Source organism: Saltatorellus ferox (genome assembly GCA_007751475.1).
In the GTDB taxonomy this organism is placed as follows: Bacteria; Planctomycetota; UBA1135; order UBA1135.
The window spans coordinates 1,535,163-1,559,822 of the sequence record CP036434.1 but is presented as its reverse complement, the minus strand read 5'-3'; the positions used below and the strand labels follow the sequence as shown (position 1 = coordinate 1,559,822).

Here is a 24,660-nt window from a genome sequence, read left to right as displayed (position 1 = left end):
AATGGTCACTCGAGATCGAATCGGCGCAGCTTGTTGTAGAAGCCTGCGCGACTGACCTCCAGGAGTCGCGCGGCCTCGGCTCGGTTGCCCGAGGCGGCTTCCAAGGCGCGCATGATGGCGCGGCGTTCGGCGTCCGCGAGCGTGTAGGACGCGGGCGCCGTTTCTGCGCCCGCCGGGGCCTCCATCGGATCGCGAACGATCTCGGGATCGTCGATCGTATCGCCGGAAAGAAGGAAGAGTCGCTCGACCTCGTTCCGCAGCTCGCGAACCTCACCCGGCCAGGCCCGTTCGGTCAGCGCCCTGAGCACCCGCGCCGACATTGGCTTCTCGACCGAATACGCTTCGCGTAGGAGCGTCAGAAAGTAGTCCACGAGGTGAGGTATGTCCTCGCTGCGCTCGCGGAGAGAAGGCAGGCGGACTTCGGCCGCGTTGAGGCGGTAGTAGAGGTCCTGCCTGAACTGGCCGGCGGCCACCCGGCTGGACATGTCCGCGTTGGTCGCCGCGACCAGGCGCACGTTGGCATGGCGCACCGAGCTTTCCCCCACGCGCCGAAACTCGCCGGACTCGAGCACGCGCAGGAGCTTCGCCTGGAGCGACGCCTGGAGATCGGCGATTTCGTCCAGGAACAGCGTCCCACCGTCCGCTTCCTCGAACAGCCCGACGCGCGCGCCGTTCGCCCCCGTGAAGGCCCCGCGCGCGTGCCCGAACAGCTCGCTCTCCATCAGCGACTCGGAGAACGCCGCCATGTTCTCGATGACCAGCGGGCCGGAGTCCCTCGGGCCGAGCGAGTGGAGCGCCCGCGCGACGAGTTCCTTGCCGGAGCCCGAGGGTCCCGTGATCAGCACCGGCAGGTCGGTCTTCGCCAGGCGCCGGATCTGATCGCGAAGCGCATGGATCGCAGGCGACTCCCCCACGAGGCCACCGATCGCCGGCGAACTCCCTGAACGTCGCAGCTGCGTCCGAACGGCCACGAGTTCCTCCTTCTGGGACGCGACGCGCTCTTCGAGACGCGCGTTGAGCGCCCGGATCTCCTTCAGAGCGATGAGCTGGCGAGCGACGGCGCCGGCCTGTTCCGCGAGCACCGTGAGCGCGCGCGAATCGGTCTCGTCGAAGAGCGACTGCGGCCGGTCGTCGTCCACGTAGAGCGCTCCGAACGCGCCGCTCGCGCCCATGATCGGCACGCAGAGAATCGCGCGAAGCTCCAGCGACTGGACGCTCGCCGCTTCGCGGAACCGAGGGTCCGACGCGATGTCCTGGGTCAGGATCACGTGCCCCGTTTCCATCGCGCTGCGCACGAGCGAGCTGGAGAGCTGAAGGTCGCCGTCGCTGGCAGCGTGGGCTCCGAGCTGCCGAGTGCTCAGGACCTCGAGTCCGTCCGGCTGGCGCAGGAGCATGAGGCCTCGGCGCGCTCCCGTGCATTCGAGAGCCTGATCCAGCACCATCGCGAGGAGTTCGTCGAGGTTCTCGCTCGCGGCGAGTTCGCGATTCACCGAGGAGAACCACTCGACGTCGAGCTGCACCGCGCGCGGCGGCTCCGCTGCCGCAGCGGACCTGCCCGTCCACTCCAGGATCCGGCCCATGGCGGCGTCGCGCAGACCGTCGGGAATCGACTCGCCGATCTGGACCCCGAGCTGTTCCGCCCGCCGCGCAGCACGTCGGCGGACGCTCGCGACTTCGGGCCCGCGCGCCGTCGCTGCCAGGACGCGGGACGCCCCCCACTCGAGGTCGATGCGGCCCTCGCGCTCGAAGCCCTCGCAGAACTCCGACAGCTCGCCCAAGGCGGGCGCGTCGGCCGTTCGGAAGCGAGCCTCGCGAACCCGTGCGGGTCCGAGCACCGTCGCCAGCTCCCGGAGTTCCTCGGCCAGCTCTTCTCGACGAGGCCCTCGGGGCTCCAGGGCGTGGGCGAGGCTCACGCATCGGAATCGCTCTGCCACCCCACCCGATACCGTCGCGTCGGAGAGCGCGGCGCCCAGGGCTTCACGGGCGAGCTTCGCACCCCCAAACGAACGGGAACCGGCCGAATGGGTCCCGTGCGCATGGGCACGGAGCGCCCTGAGACGCGCCTCCGCCAAGGACCGGACCGGCGCGTCGTCCTCGGCGTCGTTCTCGGCGCCGCCCGAAGACGCATCGCCGAGGGCGGCGGCCACCATCTCCCGGTGAACTTCGATCACCGCGCGCTCCGCCCCGTGCCCGCCCGCCGCGAGGAGCGCCTCGGCCTCGGCCAGGTGGACGGAGGCTCGGCCGAGGACGCCCTGCTCGAGGTCCAGCAGGGCCAGGCTTCCGAACGTGGTCGCGATGCCGTACTCATCGCCCGCTCGACGCCGAAGACGAAGCGCGCGCTCCAGGGAAAGGCGTGCACGCCGAAGATCGCCGCGGTCCCGGAGCAGCGTTCCGAGGTTGTGCGTGACGAGCGCGCGAACGCCGAGCAGATCGGTGGGCCTGACCAGAGCGTCCGCCTCCTCCAGGCTCGCTTCGGCCTCCGCGAATCGCCCCAGGCCGCGATCGACCACGGCGCGATTCAGGAGCGCGCGCGCAGCGAGGCCGGGATCCCCGGACGCGAGGCCGAGCGCGAGCGCATCGTCGAACTCGGCCCGGGCGTCGTCGCCGCGCCCGAGCCGCACGAGCGCTCCGCCGCGCAGGTTGTGCATGGCGCCCCGGACCTCGGCGCTCGCCTCGACCGAGGCCTCGCCCTGAAGTTTCTCCAGGACGGTCTCGAACGCGCCGGACAGCAGGTCGAGATGCGCAGCGCCGACTCGCGCACCGAGAAGAACGTCGGCGTCGACGGCATGGGCTTCGAGGTCCGAGTAGATGGTGAGCGCCAGAGCGTGATCGCCGAGGCGCTGCGCGGCGTCGGCCCGCAGCAGGCGGACGCCGTGGAGCGCGCCTTCGGGGGCATCGCCGGTACTGGCCTCGAGCGTCGACAGTCGAAGGGCGGCCGCTTCGAACGCCCCTTCCGCCAGCTCCAGCCGCGCGCGCAGCAGGCCGAGCCGGACCGCCATCTCGCTGGCGAGCGGCGCGTGCGCTTGCTCGAAGCGGTCCGCGTGGGATCGAGCGGCCGCCAGGCGCCCCTCGCGACGCAGCGCCTCCACGCTTTCGAAAGGAACGGCCTCGGGCTCCTGCGCCCTGGCCGGGGCTCGGCGGTCGATGGGCCCAGGAGTAGGATCCAGAGGCAGATCCGCGGGAAGATCTTCTGGCCAGCGATCGCGCTGAAGCACCCAGCCATCGGTCAAGTGCTGTGCGACGCCGAGTGGCACGGCTCGAGCGAGGGCTGCCTCCAGGACCGACTGCCGGCCCCCCGAGCGCGCGTGGAGGTCCAGCGCAAGGGCCTCGATGACTCCGTGGGCCGAAAGCGCCGCCTGGCTCGCCAGGTGCCCCGTCAGGCCCTCGAGCGGCACCCCTTCGAGGGAATGCCACACCACGCCGTCGACCCCCTCCGATCCAAGGGCCAGCTCCACGGCGCGCGCTTGCTCGCGGGTCACGACGGCGATGACCGGACCGGTCCTCCCGGCAGACGCCTCGACGAGCGCCTCGGCCAGGATCGCGCCGTCCGCGCTCCCCTCCAGCCGAACGAAGAGGCCGCGCACCTCGGGCTCGACGCTGGTGCTTCCCGCGAGCAACAGGTCGCGCTCCTCGGAGGCATGCTCGATCAGTGCGAAAGAGCGCCCTTCGAGCGCCGCCGCGGCTCCGAGCACGGGGAGCACGTCCTCCTGATCGCTCGGATCTTCCGTGATCAATACGAAGCTCTCTCCGCGACCGGAGCTGACGCGTGCGCGCTCCATCAGGGCCTCGGCACGACCGAGCAGCGGCGGCGGCGCGAGCGTACCGTCCACGGGCTGGCCGCCCGGGAGCAGGGCGATAGCGGCCATCGCGGACGCTGGCCGCGCGGCCGGATCACGCTCGACGAGCGCCTGAACGAGGCCGCGTAGCGACACCGGCAAGGCCGTCGGATCCAGGCGGCTCGCGGTCCAGAAGTCGCGGCTCGGGAAGGTCTCGGTGAAGTGCTCCGAACCGTTCCCGAGCAGCGCGCGGGCCACGGCGACGCCGAGGGCGAAGAGGTCCGAGCGCGCCTCGGCGGGCTCCCCGGCGAGAACCTCGGGGGCGAGCCAGCGGCGCGTCCCCGCGGACGAGCCGAAGCCCCCTCCGCTGGTGACCTCGGCGGCGAGGTCGAGATCGAACAGCTTCGCGCCCTCCGGACCCACGAGCAGGTTCGAGGCCTTCACATCCCGTTGAAGCCAGTCGCCCGCATGGAGGGCATCCAGGGCCTCGAGCCACTGCCGGACGAGATCGGGCCATCGAGGGTCCTCCGCGGGCGGGCGATGCTCCTCCAGCGTGGCCCCCTCGCAGTACGGACGCGCGACCCATGCCCGGCCGCGGAGGTCGAGCCCCATGCGCGACGGGAGCACGAGCGCGGCATGCCTCGAACGGCCGAGGATGCCCACGAGCGGGAGCAGGCTCTCCGCCCGGTCCAGCCAGCGCAGAACGAGGTCGCCGCCGGCCCGCCGGAGGCGAAGTACCGGCCCGAAGGCTCCCTCGCCCAGCGCCTCCACGGCGTCGCTCTGGAGCCCGAGCTGATCCGCTTCCGTCGAGAGATGCCGAGTGTCCACCATTTGGTCACCCAGGGTATACAATCCGTGGACACTCCCCCATCACGGACCCGTCAAGGAACGCCACCGAGCGCCCAGAGACGAAGAAAGCGCCCCGGGGCGGGACGCCATTCTTCCGTGACACCAAGGTTCTGAAGCCGCTCGGCGAGCCGAGCGAGGTTCACCAGCCTGTCTGCCCCGATAAACCAGTCAGCGGGATCAGTCAGCGAGAGCCACGCGCGAGCCGCTGAGCCAGACCGGTGCTGGCGCGGGGCCGCTGGCATCGACCACGAGCGCAGCGCGCTTCATCTCGGCGAAGCCCTCCGCAGGCGTCTCGACTCCCATGAACGTCCACTGCACGCAGAATCCGGCGAGGAGGGCGATGCCAGCGATTTCGAGCGCGTTGTTGAGGAGGAACTTCATGGCGGGTCTGGGCGTGCGGACGCGGGGGACGATCGAGAGGACAAGGTGCGCACCAGACCTGACGCGCGTCTCTTGATCTAACTATAGGCCGATCTTTGCAAACCCTTGATCTTCAAATCACGGAAGTCCCGGTAAGGCACGAATCTTAATAATCCGCAGGGCGCAGCCGTCGGGCGCTCCCACGGGGATCGCTTCGCCTGCCAGTTCACACGTCGATCCGAAGGCTACAGATCGCTCACGTGGTCGATCATCGATCGGAGTAGCGCATGCCGCGGGAAGTCGTTGCGGGTGACGAAGTGCTTCGCGACCCACGGCATGCGCTCCTGGATGGGCAGCGCCGCTGCCCAGTGGTCCGCGTTGATGATCGCGAGCAGCTCGGAGCCTGGCAGCAGCGAATCGGGCGCCAGCACCTGGGAATCGTTGCGCGGATCGACCTCCGACAGCCGTCTCCAACCTGGCTGGAGCACCCGCGAAACTCGCTCCGGCTCGGGCACGGCGAGCACCGACGCGTAACGAATGGAATGCGGCAGCGCGCGGCCAGCCCACCAGCTTGCCAGGTGCTCTCGGGAGAGATCGCGGAGCGCCAGCCCGTCCCCGAAACCGAGTCCGGGGAGCGGCAGGTAGCGCAGCGCCAGCTTCGCCAGACGTGATGTGCTCTCGGCCAGCGGCGTCCCTTGCACCACGCCCGCGAGGGAGATCAGCGAACGCACGGCTCCGTCGCAATCGCCGTACTTCCCGAGCATGTACACGGCGTCGGCGGCGCCCTTGGAGTAGCCGATGAGGTTCAAGGGCCCGCCGACCTCCTCCGAGACCTCGCGCACTCTTCGCCGGAGGAGATCTCCGTTGAAGGCCGCGCCCCGGCGACCGTTGAGCCAGACCACGCGAACGTCGTAGCCCTCCTCGTTCAGCCACTCTCGCGCGCAGAGGAACGGCGCCACCAGGGAACGGAACGAATCCCCGAGGAGGCCGGGAACGATGAGCGTCGTGTGCCGCGTGGCCGGCTGCGTCGCGGCCCGCTCCGGGGACGCGACCTCCGACGACCGCACGAAATCGTCCGGCCCCGGTATCTCGACGGCGCGCAGGGGCCCGGACGCGCTTGGCGAAAGGAGCGCACCGTGGCTCAGGGCCCGAAACCGGCGCGCAAACTCCTCGCGCCGATCGAGGATCGTCGGCGGGAGTTCGATCATCCCGCTTGTCCCAGAAGCGCACGGAGCCGATCCGACTCCGCCAGGACGACAGGCCAATCCCCATCGAGCAGACCGCGCTCGTTCTCCGTGTCCCGGTGCACCCTTCGAAGCAGACCGTCGAGGTGCTCCGCCATCGGGCCGTTCGAGTGCACGCGCGCGAGTTCCACCCAGCCCCGAATCAGCGCGAGGATCGCGGCCTGATTGCCCCGCGCGCTCTCGTAGATCTGATCGTAGCCGAGCGCCGTGATCGACCCGAGATCGTGGCGAAGGATACAGAGCCGAAGCTGGCCGTCCGCATAGCGATAGAGGCTTGGCTGCGGACGCCGCGACGCGCAGAGAAGGACCTCCGTGATCCGCTCGATGGCCATGACGGCGGTGGTCGTGTCGTTGACCCCTGGCGACAGAGCGCGAAGAGCGATATCGACGATCTGGCGGATTCCGAAGGCCGGATCCTGCCCCACCGTGCGGAAGCTCCCGACCGTGTGGGTCCCCCGCAGTTCGCGGGCGAGATCCGCCTGCTCGTCTTCGGAGAGGTTCCCAGCGGAGAGGAACGACAGCATGGGCGTGTCGTCGTGCACGAACGATCCAATGGATCGCTCCATGCGCACGATGACGTCGAATCGGGTGGCGATGCGCAGCAGGTGACCGAAGTCCACGGTCCGAAGGTAGCCGGACTTCTTCGACTTGACCGTCTGCCAGGAGGCGTCGTCGAAGGGCTTCGCCACCGCTTCGGGTTCGAAGACAGGGTAGGCGCCAGCCGCCTCTGTCTCCTCGGGCAGCACCGCATTCAAAGAGTGGATCGTGTCCGTCGTGATCCTCTGAAGGATCTCGCTCGCCTGAATCGCGCGCGCCACGCTGTGAACGAAGAGAACGAGCATGCAGACCGCGCCGGCGCCGAGCAGGATGGCGAGCGAGACCGCGATCTCCGGGACGAACGACTCCCCCTCCACGCCGATGGTTCGCATCACCACCAGGCAATAGACGAAGGCGCCGACGATGAGTCCGACCGTGAACTGATTGAGCCGGTCTGCGACGAACGACGACAGGATGCGAGACGTGTACTGGCTCGATGCGATGGAGAGGGCCACGAGCACGCCGGAGAAGGTCACGCCTGCGGCCGTGATGAGCGCCCCTGCGATGGTGCCGAGCATCGACCTCGCTCCCTCGGGAGACGAGCTGAAGACCCACGGCAAGGAGTCGGAGCCCGAGAAGCCATCGCGGCCGTCGAGCCAGAGGTCGAAGGCGACGGATCCGATCGCGAGCGTGGCCAGTAGCACCGTGAGGACCGCCGGAAAGAACCACAGACTGTTGATGGTTTGCAGACCGAGGTCCTTCAGACGATTCATCGGAGGAGGAGAGCGACAGGGACTAAAGTCGGAGTAAGCCGGGAGTGAAGCCAGTGTTCTACCATGACGGGGTCTCGGTCAGCCCCGACTCACGACTTCCGTCGACCTCCTTCTGCCATGCGCCACCTTCTTCAGAGCACGGTCCTTTGCCTGACCTCTGGCTCCCTGTTCGGCTCCCCATTCGGCTCCTTGCTGGGCTCCGTCCTCGCCCCGGCACTCTGTCTCGTTGGATGTGCGGGAACGGCGGCGGCGCAGTCCGAGACTCTCACGGCGGATCGACGGGCCGCCGTGATCGATCGCGTGTGCACGCTCCTCGAGGAGAAGTACGTCTTTCCGGAGACGGCGACGAAATGCGCGAAGCACCTTCGAGCCCTGACGCTCGAGGGCGCGTTTCAGGGGATGGCGGACAGGGAAGCACTTGCAGCGCGCTTGACGGAAATCCTCCAGGAGGTGGGCAACGACCAGCACTTGCTCGTGCGCCTGCGTCGCCCGGTGGAGGCCACGCCTTCCAGGCACCCGGCGCTCCCGGCTCGCGAGCGATTCACGCGGCGTGAGGCAGGCCGCCAGCAGAACTTCGGGTTCGAGCGCGTGGAGCGCCTCGAGGGCAACGTGGGCTACGTGGACCTGCGCTACTTCGCGGCTCCCTCCGATGCCATGGCCACGGCGACGGCCGCCATGGGCTTCCTCGCGAACTCGGACGCCCTGATCTTCGACCTCCGGAAGAACGGCGGCGGGCACCCCGGGATGGTCCACTTCCTCTCCTCTTTCCTCTTCGAGGAGCCCACCCACCTGAACAGCTTCTACTACCGCGAGGGAGACCGGACCGAGGACTACTGGACCCTTCCGGACGTGCCAGGACCGAAGCTGGTGGAGGTTCCCGTGTTCGTACTCACCGGGCCCGAGACGTTCTCGGCCGCGGAGGAATTCAGCTACAACCTGCGAACCCAGAAGCGAGGCACGCTCGTGGGAGAAACGACGCGGGGCGGCGCGAATCCAGGCGACCTGTTCCCGATCGACTCGACCCTGGAGATCTTCATTCCCATCGGGCGGGCGATCAATCCGATCACGGGGACGAACTGGGAGGGTATTGGCGTGAAGCCGCACTTCGAGGCGCCGGCGTCGAGTGCCCTGAGCATGGCCCTCGAAATGGCGCGGACCGCCGCCAAAGACTATCACACAGCGATCGAAGCGCGCTGGGTTCAGCTGGAAGCACGACTCGCCGAGGCGGAAGGTGCCAAGGACGGAAAGCAGGCCGTGCGCGTCCTGATCGACGCACTGCGGGAAGCCCATCGCCATCGATTGCTCGATGAGCGCGACATCCGCGAGGTGGCCACCGACCTCGCGAGCCGAGAACGAAGCGCTCTGTCTGCCGCCGTCGCGTCCCTCGCGAACGATCTCTACCCGAATCTGATCAAGTAGGCGACAACGAGAGCGGCGGCGAGGGACCGCCTCCCCCGCCGCCGCCTCGAGCGCAAGCGCTGGCTCGAGCCCGGGCTCAGTTGAACGTCAAGCGCAGGCCATCCGTGAAGTTTGACGTCGGCGTTCCGCCGGACGAGTCGCGGTGCCAGAGCTGGAAGCTCCGGGTGTCGCCAGCCAGCACGGACACGAATCCGGTCGGGGTCGGGGTCTGCGCGAGGTTGATCGGCAGATTGATTTCTCCTGCGACACCCGAGTTCTGAATCTGACCGGGGCCCACGTAGCGGCCAATCGCGCCGAGGAGGCAGAGGTTGCCCGAGCTTCCGCCGGGGTTCATCACGAAGCCCTCGACCGTGCTGGTGATGAAGAAGCCGAACGAGAGCCGCGGGATCTCCGAGGCGGTCAGCGTCACGTCGTTGTTCGACGCGGTCAGGGAACCCGAGGCGGACATGCGACCGATCGCACCCGTCGAGTTGACGTTGGCCATGCAGTAGTTCGTACCCAGCGAGTCCGAGTCGAACTCGACGAGGAAGCCGGCCGGGTGCTCCATCTGGGCGGCGTCGTTCCAGGTGTCACCGAAGCCAGCGCTCTGGAGGAGTTCGAGGTAGTCCTCGGCTCCGAAGGCGCCCGAGTTGTTCGGCTCGCCCGGCAGCCAGTTCGCGTAGACGAACGGCTCACCCGTGATCCACTCCCAGCCGCCAGCGGGCTCGGCGTAGGACGCCGAAGCGGTGTTCTGGAAGCCGCCGATCCACAGGTTGTTCACGCCGCCCAGCGCGAAGACGAAGTCGTTCTCTTGCTGGCTGGTCAGGGTCGCGAGATGGCCGGTGAGGCCCATGTGTGTCATGGCCGCTGCATCCGCACGCGACTGGTCCCAGGAGATGCCGGCCGACGCCACGCGGGCGTAGTAGTGGCCGTTCGCGGGGTTGAGCTGAGGACGGCCGTCGTCGAGGCTGATCGTTCCGAAGCCGTTCGCGCCGTTGTAGCCACCGACGCGGATCAGGTAGGTCGACCCGGATGCGGCGCCGAACTGGATGGAGCTCTGGAGACCGCACGAGTCGTCGTTGCAAGCGATCGAGTTCAGGACGGCGCAGGTGCCATCGAAGACCTCGAGAGCCGTGTCGAAGGTGCTGCCGCAGGTGCTGACGGTGATCGTGCTGTTCGAGGTGGCGAGGTACGAGTACCAGATGTCGGGTCCACCGCTGCCAGCGCAGGGCCAGGGCGTTGCGCTGACGGTGGCCGTCGTCGTATCGAGGGCGAGGGAGCCAGCGGAGAGAGCGATGGCCTGGGCGCATTCGTCGTTCTGCGCGAAGGAGGCCGTGCTGGTGAGAAGAGCGAAGGCGACAGCAGCGCCGCGCCGGGTGAGCTTGATGGTCATGGGGAGAGTGGGAAAGGACACCAGAGTGCCGCCTCGCGGCCTGTGGAGAGGATCGGAGTGTAGACCTGCCGGGCCGTCTGCGGGGCCAGGAAGCTCCCCGGTCCCCCGCGAATGCCTCAGGATGCTGCCTCGCGCTGCTCCCGCGCCCTGCCCCGTCCCTTCTCCGTTCTCCTCCCCTCCCTTCTCGTCGCCGCGAACGCCGAGCCACAGGCCCGACGCCTATCGGTCAACGGCCTGCGCCGCGCAGAGGCGCGCGTAGACCCCTTCCTTCTCCAGGAGTTCGGCGTGGGTCCCCAGCTCGACGACCTGACCCTGGTCGAGCACCGCGATCCGATCCGCGTTCCGGATCGTCGAAAGTCGGTGGGCGATCACGATCGTCGTCCGCCCCACCATCATCTCCTCCAGCGCTTCCTGGACGATCACTTCGCTCTCCGTGTCCAGGGCGCTGGTCGCCTCGTCCAGCAGCAGCAGCTCCGGGTCCCGGAGGAGGGCGCGCGCGATCGTGATGCGCTGGCGCTGCCCTCCCGAGAGGCGCGTGCCCGCGTCCTTGACGTCCGTGTCGTAGCCATCGGCCAGCCCGACGATGAAGTCGTGGATGTTGGCGGCGCGCGCGGCGGCCTCGACCTCGGCCTGGGTCGCCGCCGGTTTGCCGTAGCGAATGTTCTCGGCGATGGTCGCGTGGAAGAGGAACGGCGCCTGCGTCACGAGCGCGTAGCGCTCGCAGAGGCTGTCGAAGGACACGTCGCGAAGATCGTGCCCGTCGATGGTGACGCGCCCCTCCGTGGGGTCGACGAAGCGCGCGACGAGGTCGACGAGCGTGCTCTTGCCGGAGCCGCTGGGGCCGACGAGGGCGAGCGTCTCGCCGGGCTGGACGTGCAGGTCGATGCCGCGCAACGCAAAGCGCGGCCCCTCATGTCCCCCGCCGTCCTCGTCCTCTGGGTACTCGAAGACGACGTCCTCGAAGCGGATGCCCGAGCCGATGGAGGTCAGCTGAACCGCTCCCTCCTTCTGGCTCACGTCCGAGGTCTCCGCCATCAGTTCCAGGAGGCGCCTGGCGGGCCCCTGGGCTTCACTGATCTGGGCCGTCACCCGCGTGATCCGCTTGAGGTGCGACGACGCCTGGCTGATCATCAGGAAGAACGCCAGGATGCCGCCACCACCGGCATCGAGGCCGTAGTCGAGCACCAGGTAGCCCGCCATGACGACCACGGCGGCGATGCCGAAGTTCGTGATGAAGACGGTCCAGGCGCGGGATAGCTCCGACGCCTTGACCATGCCCATGGTCGCATCCACGAAGTGATCGTTCGTCACCTGAAAGCGCGCCAGCTCGCGCTCCTCTGCGCGGTAGGCCTTGACCGTCCGCACGCCCTGGAACATCTGGGTGAGAACCTGGAACGTGGACCCGAGCTGCGTCGCGCTCTTGTGGCTGGTGCGCCGGACCTTCTTCAGCAGGATCGCGATCGGCACGATGAAGAGCGGGAGCCCCAGCAGTACGAAGAGGGTCAGCGTCGGCGCATAGAAGAACGCGAGGCCCATCGACACGATGAAGAGCAGGGGCTCCTGAACCAGATCCTTCAGGATCAGCTGAACCACCTGGGTCGTCTGACCGACATCGCTGCTGATCCTCGAAAGAAGATCGCCGAATCGGCGCGTCGAGTGGTAGCGCATCGACAGCCCCATGAGGTGGCGCGCGAGCTGCATGCGCAGCGAGACCATCATCCGCAGGCCGACGAAGCTCGATAGAACCCCCATCACGTACTGGGTGATGGCAGCGAGGATCGCCATGACGCCCACGATGATTCCGATGCGCCAGAGAGCGCCCTTGCGCTGGGGCACGCTCTCGGCCAGCGTCTCTGGATCGCCGATGATCTTCCGATCGAGATCGGTCTTCCACTCATCGATCGTCTCCATGACCGGATCGAAGAAGCCCGGAACCTCGACGTCAGGCGTCTCGGGCATCACCTTCTCCTCGTTCGGGAAGAGAACCTTCCAGGTCGGGTCGAGGAGGCCGAAGGCACTCTTCTGGAGCAGCGCGCTGACGGTGCCGAGGAGCACGACCATCAAGAGGGTCAGGACGTAGGGCGCCGCGTGCGGGCGCAGCAGCCGATAGAGATCGCCAAGGCGTTTCATGGGACCGCAAAGCCTAGGCACCCTGCCGGGGAACCGTACCACCCACGTTCCAAACAAAAAAAGAAGCGCGCCGGAGCCTTGACTCCAGCGCGCTTCTTCAGCGGTCCCTGCGACGGATCAGATGCCCGTCGTGTCAGCTTCGGCGAGGGCCTCGTGCGCGTAGCGCTGGAAGCTCTTCCGCATCCAGTCCTCCTGGAGCATCGAGCGGTGACGCTCGTCGGTGCGGATGTTCAGCGGGTTCGTCGGGGCCGAGCGGCTCTTGAGGTAGACGATGTAGTAGCCCTTCGGGCCGAGGTAGGGACCGCCGACCGTGCCGGGCTCCATCTCGAAGAAGATCTTGTCCACGATCGAATCGTTCCACAGGAAGTGCTCGTACTCCGACTCACCGATGGCGCGCTTCATGTCGTTGCGGGTCATCGGGGCGTCCTGGAACGCGCCGAAGTTCTTGAGACCGATCGCGGGCGGCGCCTTGCCGGAAACGGGCAGCGGCGGGTCCCAGTAGTCGCTGTTCCCTCGCAGGAAGTCCGACCACCAGCGACCGAAGGGCAGGATCTCTTCCTGCGGTGCGTAGTTCTCACCCTTGGCCGAAGCCTCGGCGCGGGCCGCTTCATCGGCGCTGATCTTGCCGAGGTACTCGTCGATCTGGCTGCGGAGTCCCGTCGCACGCTCGTAGGCCTTCTGCCAGCCGTCTTCCTTCCACTTGTAGTTCGGGAAGTCGAACGCCGAGACGAGCAGGATGTCCGCGTGGGCCTTGGCCAGCCCCATGATGCCGTTCGCGATCGGCATGTGGGCCTGGAGCTCGGGGCTCAGCGTGCCGTCATCGCCGATCACCAGCTTGTCGGCGACCATCTTCTTGTAGGACTCCACGAGGCGCAGGTGGTCCTCGTAGGCCTCGGCCGACGGGAACCCGTGGCCCTGGAGAGCCATGAAGTCCATGTTGAACATGCCGCCCTCCATCTGGGTGCGCATGTCGGACACCATCGCCTTGAAATCCTCTTCTGGCATCAGCATCTCGGCCGCCGCGAGCTTCTGCTTGGCGGCTTCCATCAGCGCGAGGGTCCGCTTGGCGTTCTCGATGTCCGCAACGGTGAAGCTGGCCTTCATCTCGTCGTAGACGTCCTGGGTCTCGATCTCCGCCCGCCAGTCACCGCCGTCGATGACCATCGCGAGGTTCTCGGGGATCCCCTGGGTGCTGGTCTTGACGTCCGCGAGCGTCCAGAGCGCTCCCATCACGAAGTCCCGGAGAAGAGACATCATCATCTCCTGCTCGGGCTCGATCGGGTTGCCTGTCTCCTGGGCGATCGCGAGGCGCTGCTCGTAGTACTTGCCGTAGTCCTCGATCAGGTCGACCTGGGGCGAGTTCGCGTGAATGGCCTCGACCGAAAGCTCGGGCCAAGTGTCGGGGTGATCCGGGAAGAAGAGTTCGTCGAACTCCATCGTCTGGCGGACCTGGTCGCGGTACCAGTCGCCGGATCCGTAGGCACGCTTGAGTTCGACCTCGTGGTCGAGCGTCGGGTAGCGCTCCTGGAAGCCCTCCCGCTCCCTCGTCAGCCTGCGCTCCAGCGCGGCCGGATCGAAGTTGAACCTCTCCATGCGCTTCTCGACCTCGGCTTCGATCTCGGCGTCGCTGGCGGCCCCCATCTCGGCGGCAACCTCCTCGCGGACCCCGGACTTCCGAAGCTCTCGCTCGTGGTCCATCAGGATCTGGAGCTTACGGGCGTCGAGCGCGTTGCGGCCCGGGCCGTAGACCAGGAAGCGCTTGATGGCCATATCCGAGATCCGGACGCCGTTGACCGTCACGGGCTCGCCGAATTCGGACTCCTGCGCGGTAGCCGGGGAGCCGTTCGCGAAGCCCAGGGATACAGCAGCGGCCGCCAGGGGGGTCGGCAGGAGGGCGAGGGGAGCGATAACAGCGGGTGCCGCGAGAGCGTGGGTCGCTAGCAGCGCGGGCAACGCTAGAAGGAGGCTTTTCTTCATGAGAGTGGGAGTGGAATCGAGAACGCTGATGAGCGGTCTCTACGCACGTGTCGGTCATGTGAGAGAGGAAAGTGGCCGCGGAAGCGAGTTTTGTGGGCGCCGGGACAAGAAATCGGCCCCGCCCGCCTCTCCCCGGGGCCTCCAGGGCCCCTGAACGGCTACCTTGGTGCCCAGATGACCTACCCGACCCGCACGATCGCGCTCCTCTGCGAGCTCCTCCATCCGCCCGTCCCGCCGGATCCGAGGCCGATCCAGCGGCTCCACAACGAGATGTTCGAGGGCGGTCAGCCCGCCTACGCGGGCTTCCAGATCGGCCCCATGGGGCCGGTTCTCTCGAACCCGGTAGCGACACCGGGCGGCGTTTCGCAGGTGGCCTTCCTGGCCGACCGGCTTCAGTTCCGGGAGGAGCGTGGCAGCCTGACGCATGAGACCTTCGCGGCCCAGGTCCGGGAGATCGCCGAGCGCTCGACCGCCCTCCGGAGCATTCCCGTGTACGCAGGCCAGCAGATCGTCCTCCGCAGCCTCGTGAACCCGAAGACCGCCACCGATACGCGGACCTTCCTGCGGGAGCGCGTCTTCGGCTTCGGCGAGGAGATGGACCGCCTGGGCCGCTCCGCCCAGCTCGTCGGTCTCAGATTGGGATTCGGCCCGGATCCCAACGAGTCGAACGCGTTCGGTCTCCGCATCGAGTCTTACAACCAGGACGCTCGCTCCCTCTATATAGAGGTGCAGGGGTCCTTCGGCCCGATCCCCACCCAGGACCTCGCGACGGTCGAATCCAACGTCCTCCGCACCTACGACTTCCTCGTGGAGAAGGTCCTTCCCTTCCTGGGCCACTTCGACCGCCGCGAACCTTCGGGAAACGACCCCCATGCAGGAAACGACCCCAAGGACGCAGGATAGCTCCGCCATGAATCGCCTCACTTCCCGATGGATCGCCGCCGGCGCTCTCTTCGCGGCGGCCGGCCTCGGCGGCTGCGACGACCCGCACGCCCCGAAGGCCTCCTCGAAATCGCCGTCCCCCATCGTCAGGGTGGCCCCGGGCACGTACCCCGACGACGTCGCGTTCACGATCGGCGGGATGCCGGTCCACAAGTCGGCCATCGATGAATTCGTGCCGCTGATGAAGCTCATCGATCCCCATCTATCGGAAGCAAGTCACCGCCGAGCCGCCCTCGCCAACGTCGTGCTCCCGATGGTGGCAGGCGCCGCCCTCGATCCTGAAGCGCGCGAGCAGGCCTTCCAGAAAGCCCAGCGCGTCCTCGCCGCCGTCCGGGAGACGGGCGAGTTCCCCGAAGACGCGCCGGAAGCGAACTATCTCACCGGCACCTGGAAAGAAGTGGGCCTCATCCCCTTCAAGGCATCCATGGAGATGGAGCCGGGCACCTACTCGGATCTGCACGAGTCTCCGGCCGCCTGGACGTTCTTCAAGCTCATCGCCACCAACGTCGAGGACGGTGAGACGTTCACGCCGAGGACGGAGATCACGATCCAGCGCTACGACATCCCCTACCTTCCCGACGAGGCCAGCCAGGATCTGATCCAATCCGCGATCGATACGCTGCCCGTGGAGATCGCGGACGAAGCCTGGGAGCACATCATCCCTCCCATCGTGCTCTACAAGCCCAACCCGTCGCAGCAGTAGCCCCGACCCCGAGACCACCCGCACGAATTCCCATGCTCCGAACGACCCTGACCGCCGCCCTGCTCGGGCTCGCCGCCCCTGCGCCCGCACTGGCCCTCTCCCTGTCTTCGACGCAACAAGCTGTGACGGCGATCCTCCAGGACAGCGCCGACGCGAAAGCCGGCGAGAAAGCCACCGCCTGGCCCGAGCCGCGCGACGTCGCTGCCGTGAAGAAGTCGGTGGCGAAGATCCGCAGCGCCCAGAGCGACGAGATGGAAGCAGCGGGCCGCTCCGAGATCGAGCAGGAAGGCGCCGCCGCCGCCCCGGTTCTCCTGCGCGCCATCGCGAGGGAGAGCAAGTCGGATGCGATCCAGCGCATGCGCTCGGCCCTGGACCTCGTCACCACGAAAGAGCACACGAGGCTCCTCGCCGAGTCGCTGGACGACCGCTCCCCGGAGCTACGCATGTGCGTTCTCCGCCGCCTCGCCGTCCTCGGCGATCCGGGCCTGAAGGATCGCGCCGAAGCCTTCTTCCAGGACGTCAAGGAGAAGGCCGCCGACGCCAAGAAAGCCAAGAAGCTCCACGAGGACGAGGTCGATCGCGCCGCGATCTTCACGCTGGCGACGGGATCGACGGCGAGCCTCGATCACTGCCTCGACCTCGCGGGCTCCAAGGTCTGGCCGGCCTGGCGCGAGACGCTGCGGGAAGCCGCTGGGCGCGCGAAGGAGGCCGGTTCCACGGTCGCCGAGGGCCTCCAGGCAGCCCTCTCGCCCTCCGCCAATCCGGACATCTCCCGGCGCGTTGCGGCGCTCCGCCTGATCGCCTACGCGGGGACCGAAGCCCAGGCCCGCTCCGTTCTTCCATCGCTGGATGACACCGCGAACCACGTGAAGGTCGCGGCGGTCAACGCGCTGCGCATGATGGTCGACGGCGACGAGCCGCTCGACAAGCTCTCGACGTTCGACGCGATCGAACGCGCCAACAAGTGGAAAGCCCGACTTTGATTCCGCCCATGACTTTCGCTGACTCCCCGCTTCTGTCTCGACTCACGTCACGTCGACTGCCGTTCCGCGCTGGCCTTGTGCTGGCCGCGGGCATGGTGATCGGGGGCTTCGCTCCCGTCGGTGCGCCCGCTGCGTTCGCGCAGAAGCCGCTCGACAAGACCAAGCCCCTGGGTGATCCGGCCAACGATCCGTACACGCGGGGTGGCAAGGAGGAGTACATGAAGGCCGCGGGCTACGTGTCGATGGGAGGCTTCGAGTTCGGCCCGCCCCCCGACACGACCGTCGAGACGAACGGCTTCCTGAGCTACCTCGACATCCGCTGGATCGAGACCGCGCACTTCCAGATCGGCGTGGCCCTCCCCCAGGTCAAGGTCACCCAGTCGGAGCGCGACAAGATCCGCGCGGAGCTGACGGAGATGGAGCCCATCTTCGGTGACGAGATCGACCCTCGAACCCGCGTGCTCGATCCGTGGATTCGGGCTCACCTGTACGCGCGCCGCTGCGAGAAGCACTACGCGGACATTCAGGCCATGCTGGGCGTCACGGACGAGGATTTCGCGAAGAACAAGCCGCTGTGGAACGGCACGACGAAGTACATGGGCACCGGCCCCTACCTCGGCCAGATCGGCAAGTACGAGGTGCTTCTGCTGCCCAGCGAGGGCGCGGCCAAGACCTACCTGCGCGACCGACTGGGCCTGACGACGAAGCTGAGCCAGCGGTGGAACATCATCCCGCGCGATACCCAGACCGTGATCATCCACACGGACCAGGGCAAGCTTCGCGTCGACGAGTCGCTGCATGGGCACCTCGTCTTCAACCTGACCCACAACATGATCAACGGGTACAAGCACTACTCCTACGACATGCCCGTGTGGATCACGGAGGGAGCCGCGCACTGGTTCGAGCGCCAGTACAACCCGAAGTTCAACACGTTCGACGCCGCCGAGGGCGCGGCGGCCGAGATGTCGAGCAAGGCGGACTGGAAGCCGGAGGCCAAGAAGATCGTTTCCTCGGGCAAGGCGCCGACGTTCGCGTCGCTCATCAACCTGCGTACGTTCGCCGAGCTGGAGCTGGATCACCACTTCATGACCTGGTCGATCTTCGACTACATGATGACGGTGCACCCCGAGTTCGTGAAGAAGTACTTCGATCGCCTCTCGGGCCTCAAGAACGCGGAGGGCTACGACGACTACTCTCGCTTCGAGGATGAGCAGCGGCTCGTGTTCAAGGAAGTGCTCGATATGAACTACCGGGAGTTCGACCTGGCCTGGCAGGCCTGGGTTCTCGAGACCTACTGAGGCGTCGCGGGGACCTCTCGGGTCCCTCATTGGGACCCAAGAGAATCTTCACATCGGGACACTGGGTATCGGGACACTGGGTGCCGTAGCCGGCCCTGGATTCGCCCCGGAGCGGGGCCCGCGTCAGCCGACCGCTGCCAATCGCGCGTCGGCCGCCGTCAAGGCGATTCGGGCCCGCTCAAGATCACTCCCCCCTGGCGCGGCAACCGGGTATCTTTAGGGGCAGGGCGAGCCAAGATTCTGGCTCGACGTGGGCAGGGTCGAGATTCGAAGTTGGGATCAACTGAATGGATTGACGCTCGCACCCATGCATGAGCCGATCCAAGAGGGAAGGGTCCGCTTCGCCCCCCGCGTCCCCTTTATAGCCATGATCCAGCGCAAGAAACGCATCGTCCTCTTCATGCCCCATCGGGCCGATCCCGACGAGGGGGTACGCGTGGCCGCCGACCTGCTGCCCCTGGAACTCCTCCAGATCGCCGCCTGGCCGGTCGAAGAGGGCTACGAGGTCGTGATCATCGATGCGATGGTGCACGACGACTACATGAAGCGGATCATGGAGGCGTGCGACGGCGCTCTGCTCTACGCGTCGTCCTGCATCCTCGGCTTCCAGGTCGCCCATGGTGCGCGCGTGGCCAAGGCCGTGCGCCAGAAGTTCCCGGACCTCCCCATCATCTGGGGCGGCTGGTTCCCGAGCGTGGCGCCGGAGCTCTACTTCCAGGAAGGGATCGCGGACGCGGTCGGCCTCGGCCAGGGTGAACTCACCTTCCGCGACGTCGTGCACGCGATCGACGCGGGCGAGGACCTCGAGAAGGTCCCGGGCCTCGTGATCGAGAAAGAGGGGAAGATCCTCTACACCGAGCATCGTCCGGTCGTCGGCTTCGACAAGTTCCCCGACGCGCCCTGGCACCTGATCGACTTCGAGCAGTACGTCGAGCGCCAGCAGAACGCCGGGCCGTGGAAGATGCGGCACAAGTATCCGGATCCGTGGGACATGCCCGCGGGTACGCCGGTGCGCGGCTTCAGCTATTTCTCCAGCTTCGGCTGCCCCGAGCCCTGCACGTTCTGCTGCTCGCCGATGGTGACCGGCCGGCGCTGGAAGGCGATCGGCGGCAAGGACCTCGCCGAGCGCCTGCTCGAGCTGCACGACCGCTTCAACTTCAACGTGATGCGCTTCCAGGATGCCAACTTCGGCGTGGCAGAGAAGCGGTCCAACGAGTTCACGGACACGCTCATCGAAGCGGGCTCACCGTTCTGGTGGTCGGGCTGCTACGAGATCGAGACCATCGCGCGCTACAAGAAGGAGTCGCTGGACAAGCTCCAGCAGTCCAAGTGCCACATGGTCAGCCTCGGCGCCGAGGCCGGCTCGGAAGAGCAGCAGGCCGTCATCAAGAAGAACATCGATACCGATCACTTCGAGACGAGCCTCAAGGCGATGTACGACCGCGGCATCACGACCGGCTGCTCGTGGATCATCGGCTACCCCGGTGAGACCGAGGAGTCGATGTTCGCGACGATCAAGCGCGCGGCCGAGATGAAGCTCAAGTTCCCGCGCGCCGCGTCGGACGTCTTCCCGTTCCGCCCGATTCCGGGCACCGAGGACTTCGACAAGGCCGTGCGCCTCGGCTACCAGGCGCCGCGCACCCTCGAAGAATGGGGCGGCTGCCTCGAGTACCGCGAGGAGTTCGACGACATCCAGATCCCCGAGGACGTCCTTCGGACCTGGAAGCGCTACGGCGTCGCCTCGACGTTCTACGACGGCCTTGCCATGGAGGGCGCGGAGTGGTTCCGCGCGGTCCTGAAGAAGGTCTCCGCGTGGCGCCTCAAGAGCGGGCGCTACGGCTTCCCGATCGAGCACAAGGCGTTCCACGCCTACGTCAAGCTCACCAAACAAACGAGGGCCGACAAACTCGGGAAAGCGGCCCACGAGGTCATGCATCCGGGCATCGACCAGACCGCGGGCGTCACCACGAGCGCTCCTGTGTACTCCCGTCCGAGTGCCTGAGCCGCACCGTTCTTGCCGCGTCCCCCATCATCGCTTCCACCGTCCATTCCATGATCCAGCGCAAGCAAAAGATCGTCCTGTTCCTTCCGCACCGCGCCGATCCGTCGCGCGGTGAGCGGTTCAGCGCGGACCTCCTGCCGCTCGAACTTCTTCAGATCGCCTCGGGCCCCGTCGCAGACGGGTTCGAGGTCGTGATGATCGACGCCATGATCGAGCCGGATTACCTCCGGAAGATCGATGAGGCCTGCGAGGGCGCGCTGCTCTTCGCCTCGTCCTGCATCCTCGGGTACCAGGTCTACGACGGCTACGTGGCGGCGAAGATGGTGCGCGAGAAGCACCCGAACCTGCCCATCATCTGGGGCGGCTGGTTCCCCAGCGTGACGCCCGAGATGTACATCGAGCACGGCATCGCGGACGCCGTCGGCATCGGCCAGGGGGAACTCACGTTCCGGGACGTCTGCAACGCCCTCGCCGCCGGCGAGAGCCTCGAGAACGTCCCCGGCCTCGCGATCAACAAGGACGGCAAGGCCCACTACACGCCGCACCGCGCGGTCGTGGGCTTCGACAAGTTCGAGCCGGTCCCGTGGCACCTCCTGGAGTACGACCGCTACGTCGCGCTCCAGCTCGCGCCGTCGGGCAACATGAAGGTCCGCCACCGCTTCCCGCTGCCGGGCAAGTGGACGCCGGACAACCCGCCCAAGGGCTTCAGCATGTTCTCCAGCTTCGGCTGCCCCGAGCCGTGCACGTTCTGCTGCTCGCCGCAGCTGACGGGCCGCCGGTGGAAGGCGATCTCGGGCCGCGAGCTGGCCGAGCAAACCGCCGAACTCCAGCAGCGCTTCGGCTTCGACGTGCTCCGCTTCCAGGACGCCAACTTCGGCGTCGCCGAGAAGCGCACGAAGGAGTACTGCGAAGGCCTCATCGATCTGAAGGTGCCGATCCACTGGAACGGCACGATCGAGATCGAGACGATCATGCGGTACAAGGAGTCGACCCTCGATCTGCTCGAGGAGTCGAAGTGCCACCTGCTCTGGCTCGGCGCCGAGACCGGCACCAAGGAGATGCAGGACCGCATCAAGAAGCATATCGGGATCGACAACATCCCGATCGCGGTCGGCAAGCTCGTCAAGCGCAAGATCACGCCGGGTACGTTCTGGATCATCGGCTACCCCGGCGAGACCGAGGAGTCGATGGCGGCGACGCTGAAGCAGGCGGCGCACCTGAAGTACCTCTACCCCGAAGCGGGCTCGGACGTCTATCCGTTCCGTCCGATCCCGGGCACGGCGGACTTCGATCAGGCGGTCAAGGACGGCTACAAGGCCCCCACGACCTTCGAGGACTGGGGCGGCTGCTTCGAGTACAAGTACAACTCGCACAACACGCCGCTGCCGGAGTCGATCCGCAACACGTGGGCCCGCTACAACAACACGGCGGCGATCTACGACATGCACGTGCAGGAGGGCCCGATGTGGATGCGCAAGGCCCTCTCCAAGATGGCGGGCAAGCGTCTCCAGGCGGGCAAGTACACGTTCCCCGTGGAGCAAAAGCTGTTCGACCTCTACGTGCGAGCGACGGGCCAGACCCAGGAGAACCTCTCCGAGGAATACGCCCAGCTCCAGCCCGAGACCTACGAGCAGAACAAGGCGACGATCGCCGCGGGCTCGTCGTCCTGATTTCCTCTGTGTTACGAGAAGCGGGACTCCGACGGCGAACGTCCGCGCAGCGGAAGACTCCGAGCAGAACGCGCTCAGCGTGGGAAAGTGGAGGCATCGAACACTTCGCGACCGGCCTCGACCCGTTCGCTGAGCGGCTCGACGTTCAGGCCGTAGCCCAATGGCACGCGGAAGTGCACCACGCCTTCATCCTGGGCCTGGAACACGTGCGCGTGGACTCGTCCGTCTCGGATCTCCAGACCGCCGAAGTTCGGAACCGGTCGCGAGAGGCCGATTTCGAAGTTCATGAGTTCGTCGCCGACCTCGACGTCGCCGCCGGTGAGGCTGTTCTCCTTCGCCAGCTCGAACTTCCAGCTCGACTCGTCGACGACGCTCGCGAGACCTGACACGACCATCTCGTGCACGAAGACCTCGGACGGGCCGTCCGGGCTTCTCTTGCGCCTCGCGCTCAAGAGCGCGCTCGTGTGCATATCGCCGCTGATGAGCAGCGGGCGCACCCCTCGATCGTAGGCGCGGGAGAGCTCGATCATGAGTTGGTCCAGCTCTGCTTCGTTCGCCGTGGAGTTCCACGAGTCGAGCATGTCGTCCACGTTGGCCTCGTCGAAGGCCACCACGCGCTCGGCCAGGCCGGACACCCGATAGAGCATCGGCAGGGGCGACACGACAACGCAGACAGGCTGCTCCGTGGGATCGATCCCGTGGAGCCATTCCTTGAGGGCATCGGTCTGCTCCGATCCGAGGACCTGCGGGACGTGAACGTCCCGGGCACTGCGCTGATCCATCACGAAGATCGGAATCCCGTGCAGAGTGAACGCCTGATGCAACGAAGCCCGCAAGCCACCCCGGTGCGCGTCTTCCCCCATGGGCCCGCGCGCGAACTGATGCGCGAGAAACGCCTCGCGTGCAGCCGCGTAGAACGTATCGAGGTAGACGTGTTCATCGCCCTGGGAACCCCAGCCATCGCGGATCTCATGATCGTCCCAGGTGAGCACCGTCGGGACCGTGCGAAAGACCTCGTCCATCGAATCGAACGACCAGAAGGCTCGGTAGGTCACGTCCAGGAAGCGATAGAAACCCGAAAGACTCAGTCGCGGACGCGGCATCGCTTCCACCGTCCACGCCGACAACGGGTGCTTGTCCCCGAATTCGCCGTAGCGATCATGCACCGGTTCGACGTAGACCTGGTCCCCTCCCCCCAGCACCAGGTCCGCCCCTGGCACGCCCTTCAGGCCGCCCTTGGCCACGAGCTGCAGGACCCTGCGAATGGCGGCAAAGCGCGGGTAGCGGTCGTCCTTGGCCCCTGGCTTGCCGGTGCCATCCCCCGGGCTGACGAAGACCTCGCCCCGACGCTCTTCGGACGTGTCGAGGTCGAAGGGATCGAAGCATCCGTAGCCGAGCAGCATCACGGTCGATTTCGGTGCGTTCAACGCGTCCGCCGCCGGCGCCAGGACCGAGATATCCTCGGTGTCCGCCTCACCGAAGCTCACCCGGTGAATCCCCGGCTGGACCTCGACGATCGCGGTGAAGAACGGCGGGCCCAGCTCCACGTCCTCGCGCCCATCGATACGGGCCCTGGACCGCTCCTCCGAGCCCTTGATCCAGATGCGACTCTGCCCCGCGAACTCGCCGCGCGCGGCGTCGAAGCGCGGAAGGGCCACGTGCGCCATTCCCGCCCGCGGGCGGTAGTCGAGGCTGGCCTCCTTCGGATACGACGGTTCAATCACCGGCCACGGCTCCCGAAGATCGACGACGGTGCGCGAACAGCTCGCGAGGCTTGCGGCTGCGAGGCAGGCCAACGAAAGACGGCGAGAGAAGGCGCTCAAGACTCCCCCCTCGAACGCAGCGGCTCCAGCGTTCCACGCCGACGGAGATGGCCCTCGATGATCCATGCGGCCCACGCCCACGAGGCGCCGAGAACCCAGCCTGCGAAGATATCCGTGGGCCAGTGAACGCCCAGGTAGACGCGGCTGATGCCGACCGAGACCGACAGAAGCAACGCGGCTGCGATCGCGAGCACCTTGGAGCGCCGCTGCACGCAGTCCCGCGCGATAAAAGCGCCCATCGTCAGATGGGTCAGGGCCGCCGTGGCCGCGTGCCCGCTGGGGAAGCTCTTGGTCAGCACCCGGGCCTCGTGGGGCACCAGCTCGGGCCTGGGCCTTTGGAAGAAGTCCTTGAGGTAGAACGTGAGGGCGAGCCCCACCGCGATCGCCACGAAGTGATACAGCGCGGCCTTCCGCCGACCGACGAATAGCTCCATCACGAAGAGAAGCCCGATCGCCATCGCCGACACCGTCAGGCCGCCGAGCGCCGTGACATCCCGCATCGCCTCCTCGACCCAGATCGGCCCGATCGGATCGTTCAGGTCTCCGGCGGCCCGAAACCAGAGGAGAATCGACTCGTCCAGCCCTTCGGAGCGACCGCGACCGACGCCGGTCGCGATCAGATAAAAGACAAGGGCTCCGAGCGCAACGACCACGAGGGCGGTACCCGGATGGCGGTACCACCGCAGGTCAGAAGAAAGGGTCGTCATCGAGAAGGGAGAGGCAGGTGCAGGTCGGATTCAGAGGCAAGAGCAGAGCAGGATGGCCTCAAGCCGGTCTAAAGAAAAGAGGGGAGAGCCTCGAC

The 24,660-nt window shown here is 67.0% G+C and carries 16 protein-coding genes; 7 read left to right on the top strand and 9 right to left on the bottom strand.

Translation table 11 applies throughout. From position 1 onward, the window contains the following. Positions 1–5: 5 nt before the first annotated feature. The 4 genes from Poly30_RS05700 to Poly30_RS05685 form a co-directional block, all read right to left on the bottom strand. Positions 6–4,607 (bottom strand): sigma 54-interacting transcriptional regulator, encoded by a 4,602-nt coding sequence (locus Poly30_RS05700; protein ID WP_145195171.1) that lies wholly within the window; start codon positions 4,605–4,607, stop codon positions 6–8. Between the two features lie 195 nt (positions 4,608–4,802). Next, the gene (locus tag Poly30_RS05695; RefSeq protein ID WP_145195169.1) at positions 4,803–5,006 is read right to left on the bottom strand and encodes a hypothetical protein; all 204 of its coding nucleotides are present in this window, start codon (positions 5,004–5,006) and stop codon (positions 4,803–4,805) included. Positions 5,007–5,230: 224 nt separating this feature from the next. Beyond that, positions 5,231–6,193 (bottom strand): esterase/lipase family protein, encoded by a 963-nt coding sequence (locus Poly30_RS05690; protein WP_145195167.1) that lies wholly within the window; start codon positions 6,191–6,193, stop codon positions 5,231–5,233. Continuing rightward, complete coding sequence (locus tag Poly30_RS05685) at positions 6,190–7,539, bottom strand: DUF2254 domain-containing protein (protein ID WP_145195165.1); 1,350 nt, start codon at positions 7,537–7,539, stop codon at positions 6,190–6,192. Before Poly30_RS05685 ends, Poly30_RS05690 begins: the two co-directional genes overlap by 4 nt. A gap of 117 nt (positions 7,540–7,656) precedes the next feature. Between Poly30_RS05685 and Poly30_RS05680 the strand changes: the two genes are divergently transcribed. Beyond that, complete coding sequence (locus tag Poly30_RS05680; protein ID WP_419191004.1) at positions 7,657–8,958, top strand: S41 family peptidase; 1,302 nt, start codon at positions 7,657–7,659, stop codon at positions 8,956–8,958. Between the two features lie 76 nt (positions 8,959–9,034). Here the strand turns inward: Poly30_RS05680 and Poly30_RS05675 are convergent, their stop codons facing one another. The 3 genes from Poly30_RS05675 to Poly30_RS05665 form a co-directional block, all read right to left on the bottom strand. Then, the gene (locus Poly30_RS05675; protein ID WP_145195161.1) at positions 9,035–10,330 is read right to left on the bottom strand and encodes a hypothetical protein; all 1,296 of its coding nucleotides are present in this window, start codon (positions 10,328–10,330) and stop codon (positions 9,035–9,037) included. A gap of 219 nt (positions 10,331–10,549) precedes the next feature. Then, positions 10,550–12,460, bottom strand: coding sequence for an ABC transporter ATP-binding protein (locus tag Poly30_RS05670; protein ID WP_145195159.1), 1,911 nt, complete (start codon positions 12,458–12,460; stop codon positions 10,550–10,552). Between the two features lie 117 nt (positions 12,461–12,577). Then, positions 12,578–14,437 (bottom strand): hypothetical protein, encoded by a 1,860-nt coding sequence (locus tag Poly30_RS05665; RefSeq protein ID WP_145195157.1) that lies wholly within the window; start codon positions 14,435–14,437, stop codon positions 12,578–12,580. A gap of 174 nt (positions 14,438–14,611) precedes the next feature. Between Poly30_RS05665 and Poly30_RS05660 the strand changes: the two genes are divergently transcribed. The 6 genes from Poly30_RS05660 to Poly30_RS05635 all read left to right on the top strand — a co-directional run bounded on the left by Poly30_RS05660 (position 14,612) and on the right by Poly30_RS05635 (position 22,035). After that, positions 14,612–15,340 (top strand): hypothetical protein, encoded by a 729-nt coding sequence (locus tag Poly30_RS05660; protein ID WP_145195155.1) that lies wholly within the window; start codon positions 14,612–14,614, stop codon positions 15,338–15,340. Positions 15,341–15,347: 7 nt separating this feature from the next. After that, complete coding sequence (locus Poly30_RS05655) at positions 15,348–16,082, top strand: hypothetical protein (RefSeq protein WP_145195153.1); 735 nt, start codon at positions 15,348–15,350, stop codon at positions 16,080–16,082. A gap of 32 nt (positions 16,083–16,114) precedes the next feature. Continuing rightward, positions 16,115–17,065 carry a hypothetical protein gene (locus tag Poly30_RS05650; protein WP_145195151.1) on the top strand — a complete coding sequence of 317 codons (951 nt, stop codon included), beginning with the start codon at positions 16,115–16,117 and terminating at the stop codon, positions 17,063–17,065. Between the two features lie 8 nt (positions 17,066–17,073). After that, positions 17,074–18,363, top strand: coding sequence for a hypothetical protein (locus tag Poly30_RS05645; protein WP_145195150.1), 1,290 nt, complete (start codon positions 17,074–17,076; stop codon positions 18,361–18,363). A gap of 367 nt (positions 18,364–18,730) precedes the next feature. Next, positions 18,731–20,365 carry a B12-binding domain-containing radical SAM protein gene (locus Poly30_RS05640; protein ID WP_419191003.1) on the top strand — a complete coding sequence of 545 codons (1,635 nt, stop codon included), beginning with the start codon at positions 18,731–18,733 and terminating at the stop codon, positions 20,363–20,365. A 50-nt stretch (positions 20,366–20,415) separates the two neighbouring features. After that, positions 20,416–22,035: a B12-binding domain-containing radical SAM protein gene (locus Poly30_RS05635; RefSeq protein ID WP_419191002.1), complete on the top strand. Its 1,620-nt coding sequence runs from the start codon at positions 20,416–20,418 to the stop codon at positions 22,033–22,035. Between the two features lie 74 nt (positions 22,036–22,109). Here the strand turns inward: Poly30_RS05635 and Poly30_RS05630 are convergent, their stop codons facing one another. Both Poly30_RS05630 and Poly30_RS05625 read right to left on the bottom strand, forming a co-directional pair. Beyond that, positions 22,110–23,759, bottom strand: coding sequence for an alkaline phosphatase D family protein (locus Poly30_RS05630; RefSeq protein ID WP_419191001.1), 1,650 nt, complete (start codon positions 23,757–23,759; stop codon positions 22,110–22,112). A 95-nt stretch (positions 23,760–23,854) separates the two neighbouring features. Then, positions 23,855–24,565, bottom strand: coding sequence for a phosphatase PAP2 family protein (locus Poly30_RS05625; protein WP_145195141.1), 711 nt, complete (start codon positions 24,563–24,565; stop codon positions 23,855–23,857). Positions 24,566–24,660 lie beyond the last annotated feature (95 nt).

Excerpts from the sequence above, each read along its gene's own strand:
- Poly30_RS05700 (WP_145195171.1), bottom strand. The coding sequence starts at position 4,607 with ATGGTGGACACTCGGCATCTCTCGACGGAAGCGGATCAGCTCGGGCTC.
- Poly30_RS05695 (WP_145195169.1), bottom strand. The coding sequence starts at position 5,006 with ATGAAGTTCCTCCTCAACAACGCGCTCGAAATCGCTGGCATCGCCCTC.
- Poly30_RS05690 (WP_145195167.1), bottom strand. The coding sequence starts at position 6,193 with ATGATCGAACTCCCGCCGACGATCCTCGATCGGCGCGAGGAGTTTGCG.
- Poly30_RS05685 (WP_145195165.1), bottom strand. The coding sequence starts at position 7,539 with ATGAATCGTCTGAAGGACCTCGGTCTGCAAACCATCAACAGTCTGTGG.
- Poly30_RS05680 (WP_419191004.1), top strand. The coding sequence starts at position 7,657 with ATGCGCCACCTTCTTCAGAGCACGGTCCTTTGCCTGACCTCTGGCTCC.
- Poly30_RS05675 (WP_145195161.1), bottom strand. The coding sequence starts at position 10,330 with ATGACCATCAAGCTCACCCGGCGCGGCGCTGCTGTCGCCTTCGCTCTT.
- Poly30_RS05670 (WP_145195159.1), bottom strand. The coding sequence starts at position 12,460 with ATGAAACGCCTTGGCGATCTCTATCGGCTGCTGCGCCCGCACGCGGCG.
- Poly30_RS05665 (WP_145195157.1), bottom strand. The coding sequence starts at position 14,437 with ATGAAGAAAAGCCTCCTTCTAGCGTTGCCCGCGCTGCTAGCGACCCAC.
- Poly30_RS05660 (WP_145195155.1), top strand. The coding sequence starts at position 14,612 with ATGACCTACCCGACCCGCACGATCGCGCTCCTCTGCGAGCTCCTCCAT.
- Poly30_RS05655 (WP_145195153.1), top strand. The coding sequence starts at position 15,348 with ATGAATCGCCTCACTTCCCGATGGATCGCCGCCGGCGCTCTCTTCGCG.
- Poly30_RS05650 (WP_145195151.1), top strand. The coding sequence starts at position 16,115 with ATGCTCCGAACGACCCTGACCGCCGCCCTGCTCGGGCTCGCCGCCCCT.
- Poly30_RS05645 (WP_145195150.1), top strand. The coding sequence starts at position 17,074 with ATGACTTTCGCTGACTCCCCGCTTCTGTCTCGACTCACGTCACGTCGA.
- Poly30_RS05640 (WP_419191003.1), top strand. The coding sequence starts at position 18,731 with ATGATCCAGCGCAAGAAACGCATCGTCCTCTTCATGCCCCATCGGGCC.
- Poly30_RS05635 (WP_419191002.1), top strand. The coding sequence starts at position 20,416 with ATGATCCAGCGCAAGCAAAAGATCGTCCTGTTCCTTCCGCACCGCGCC.
- Poly30_RS05625 (WP_145195141.1), bottom strand. The coding sequence starts at position 24,565 with ATGACGACCCTTTCTTCTGACCTGCGGTGGTACCGCCATCCGGGTACC.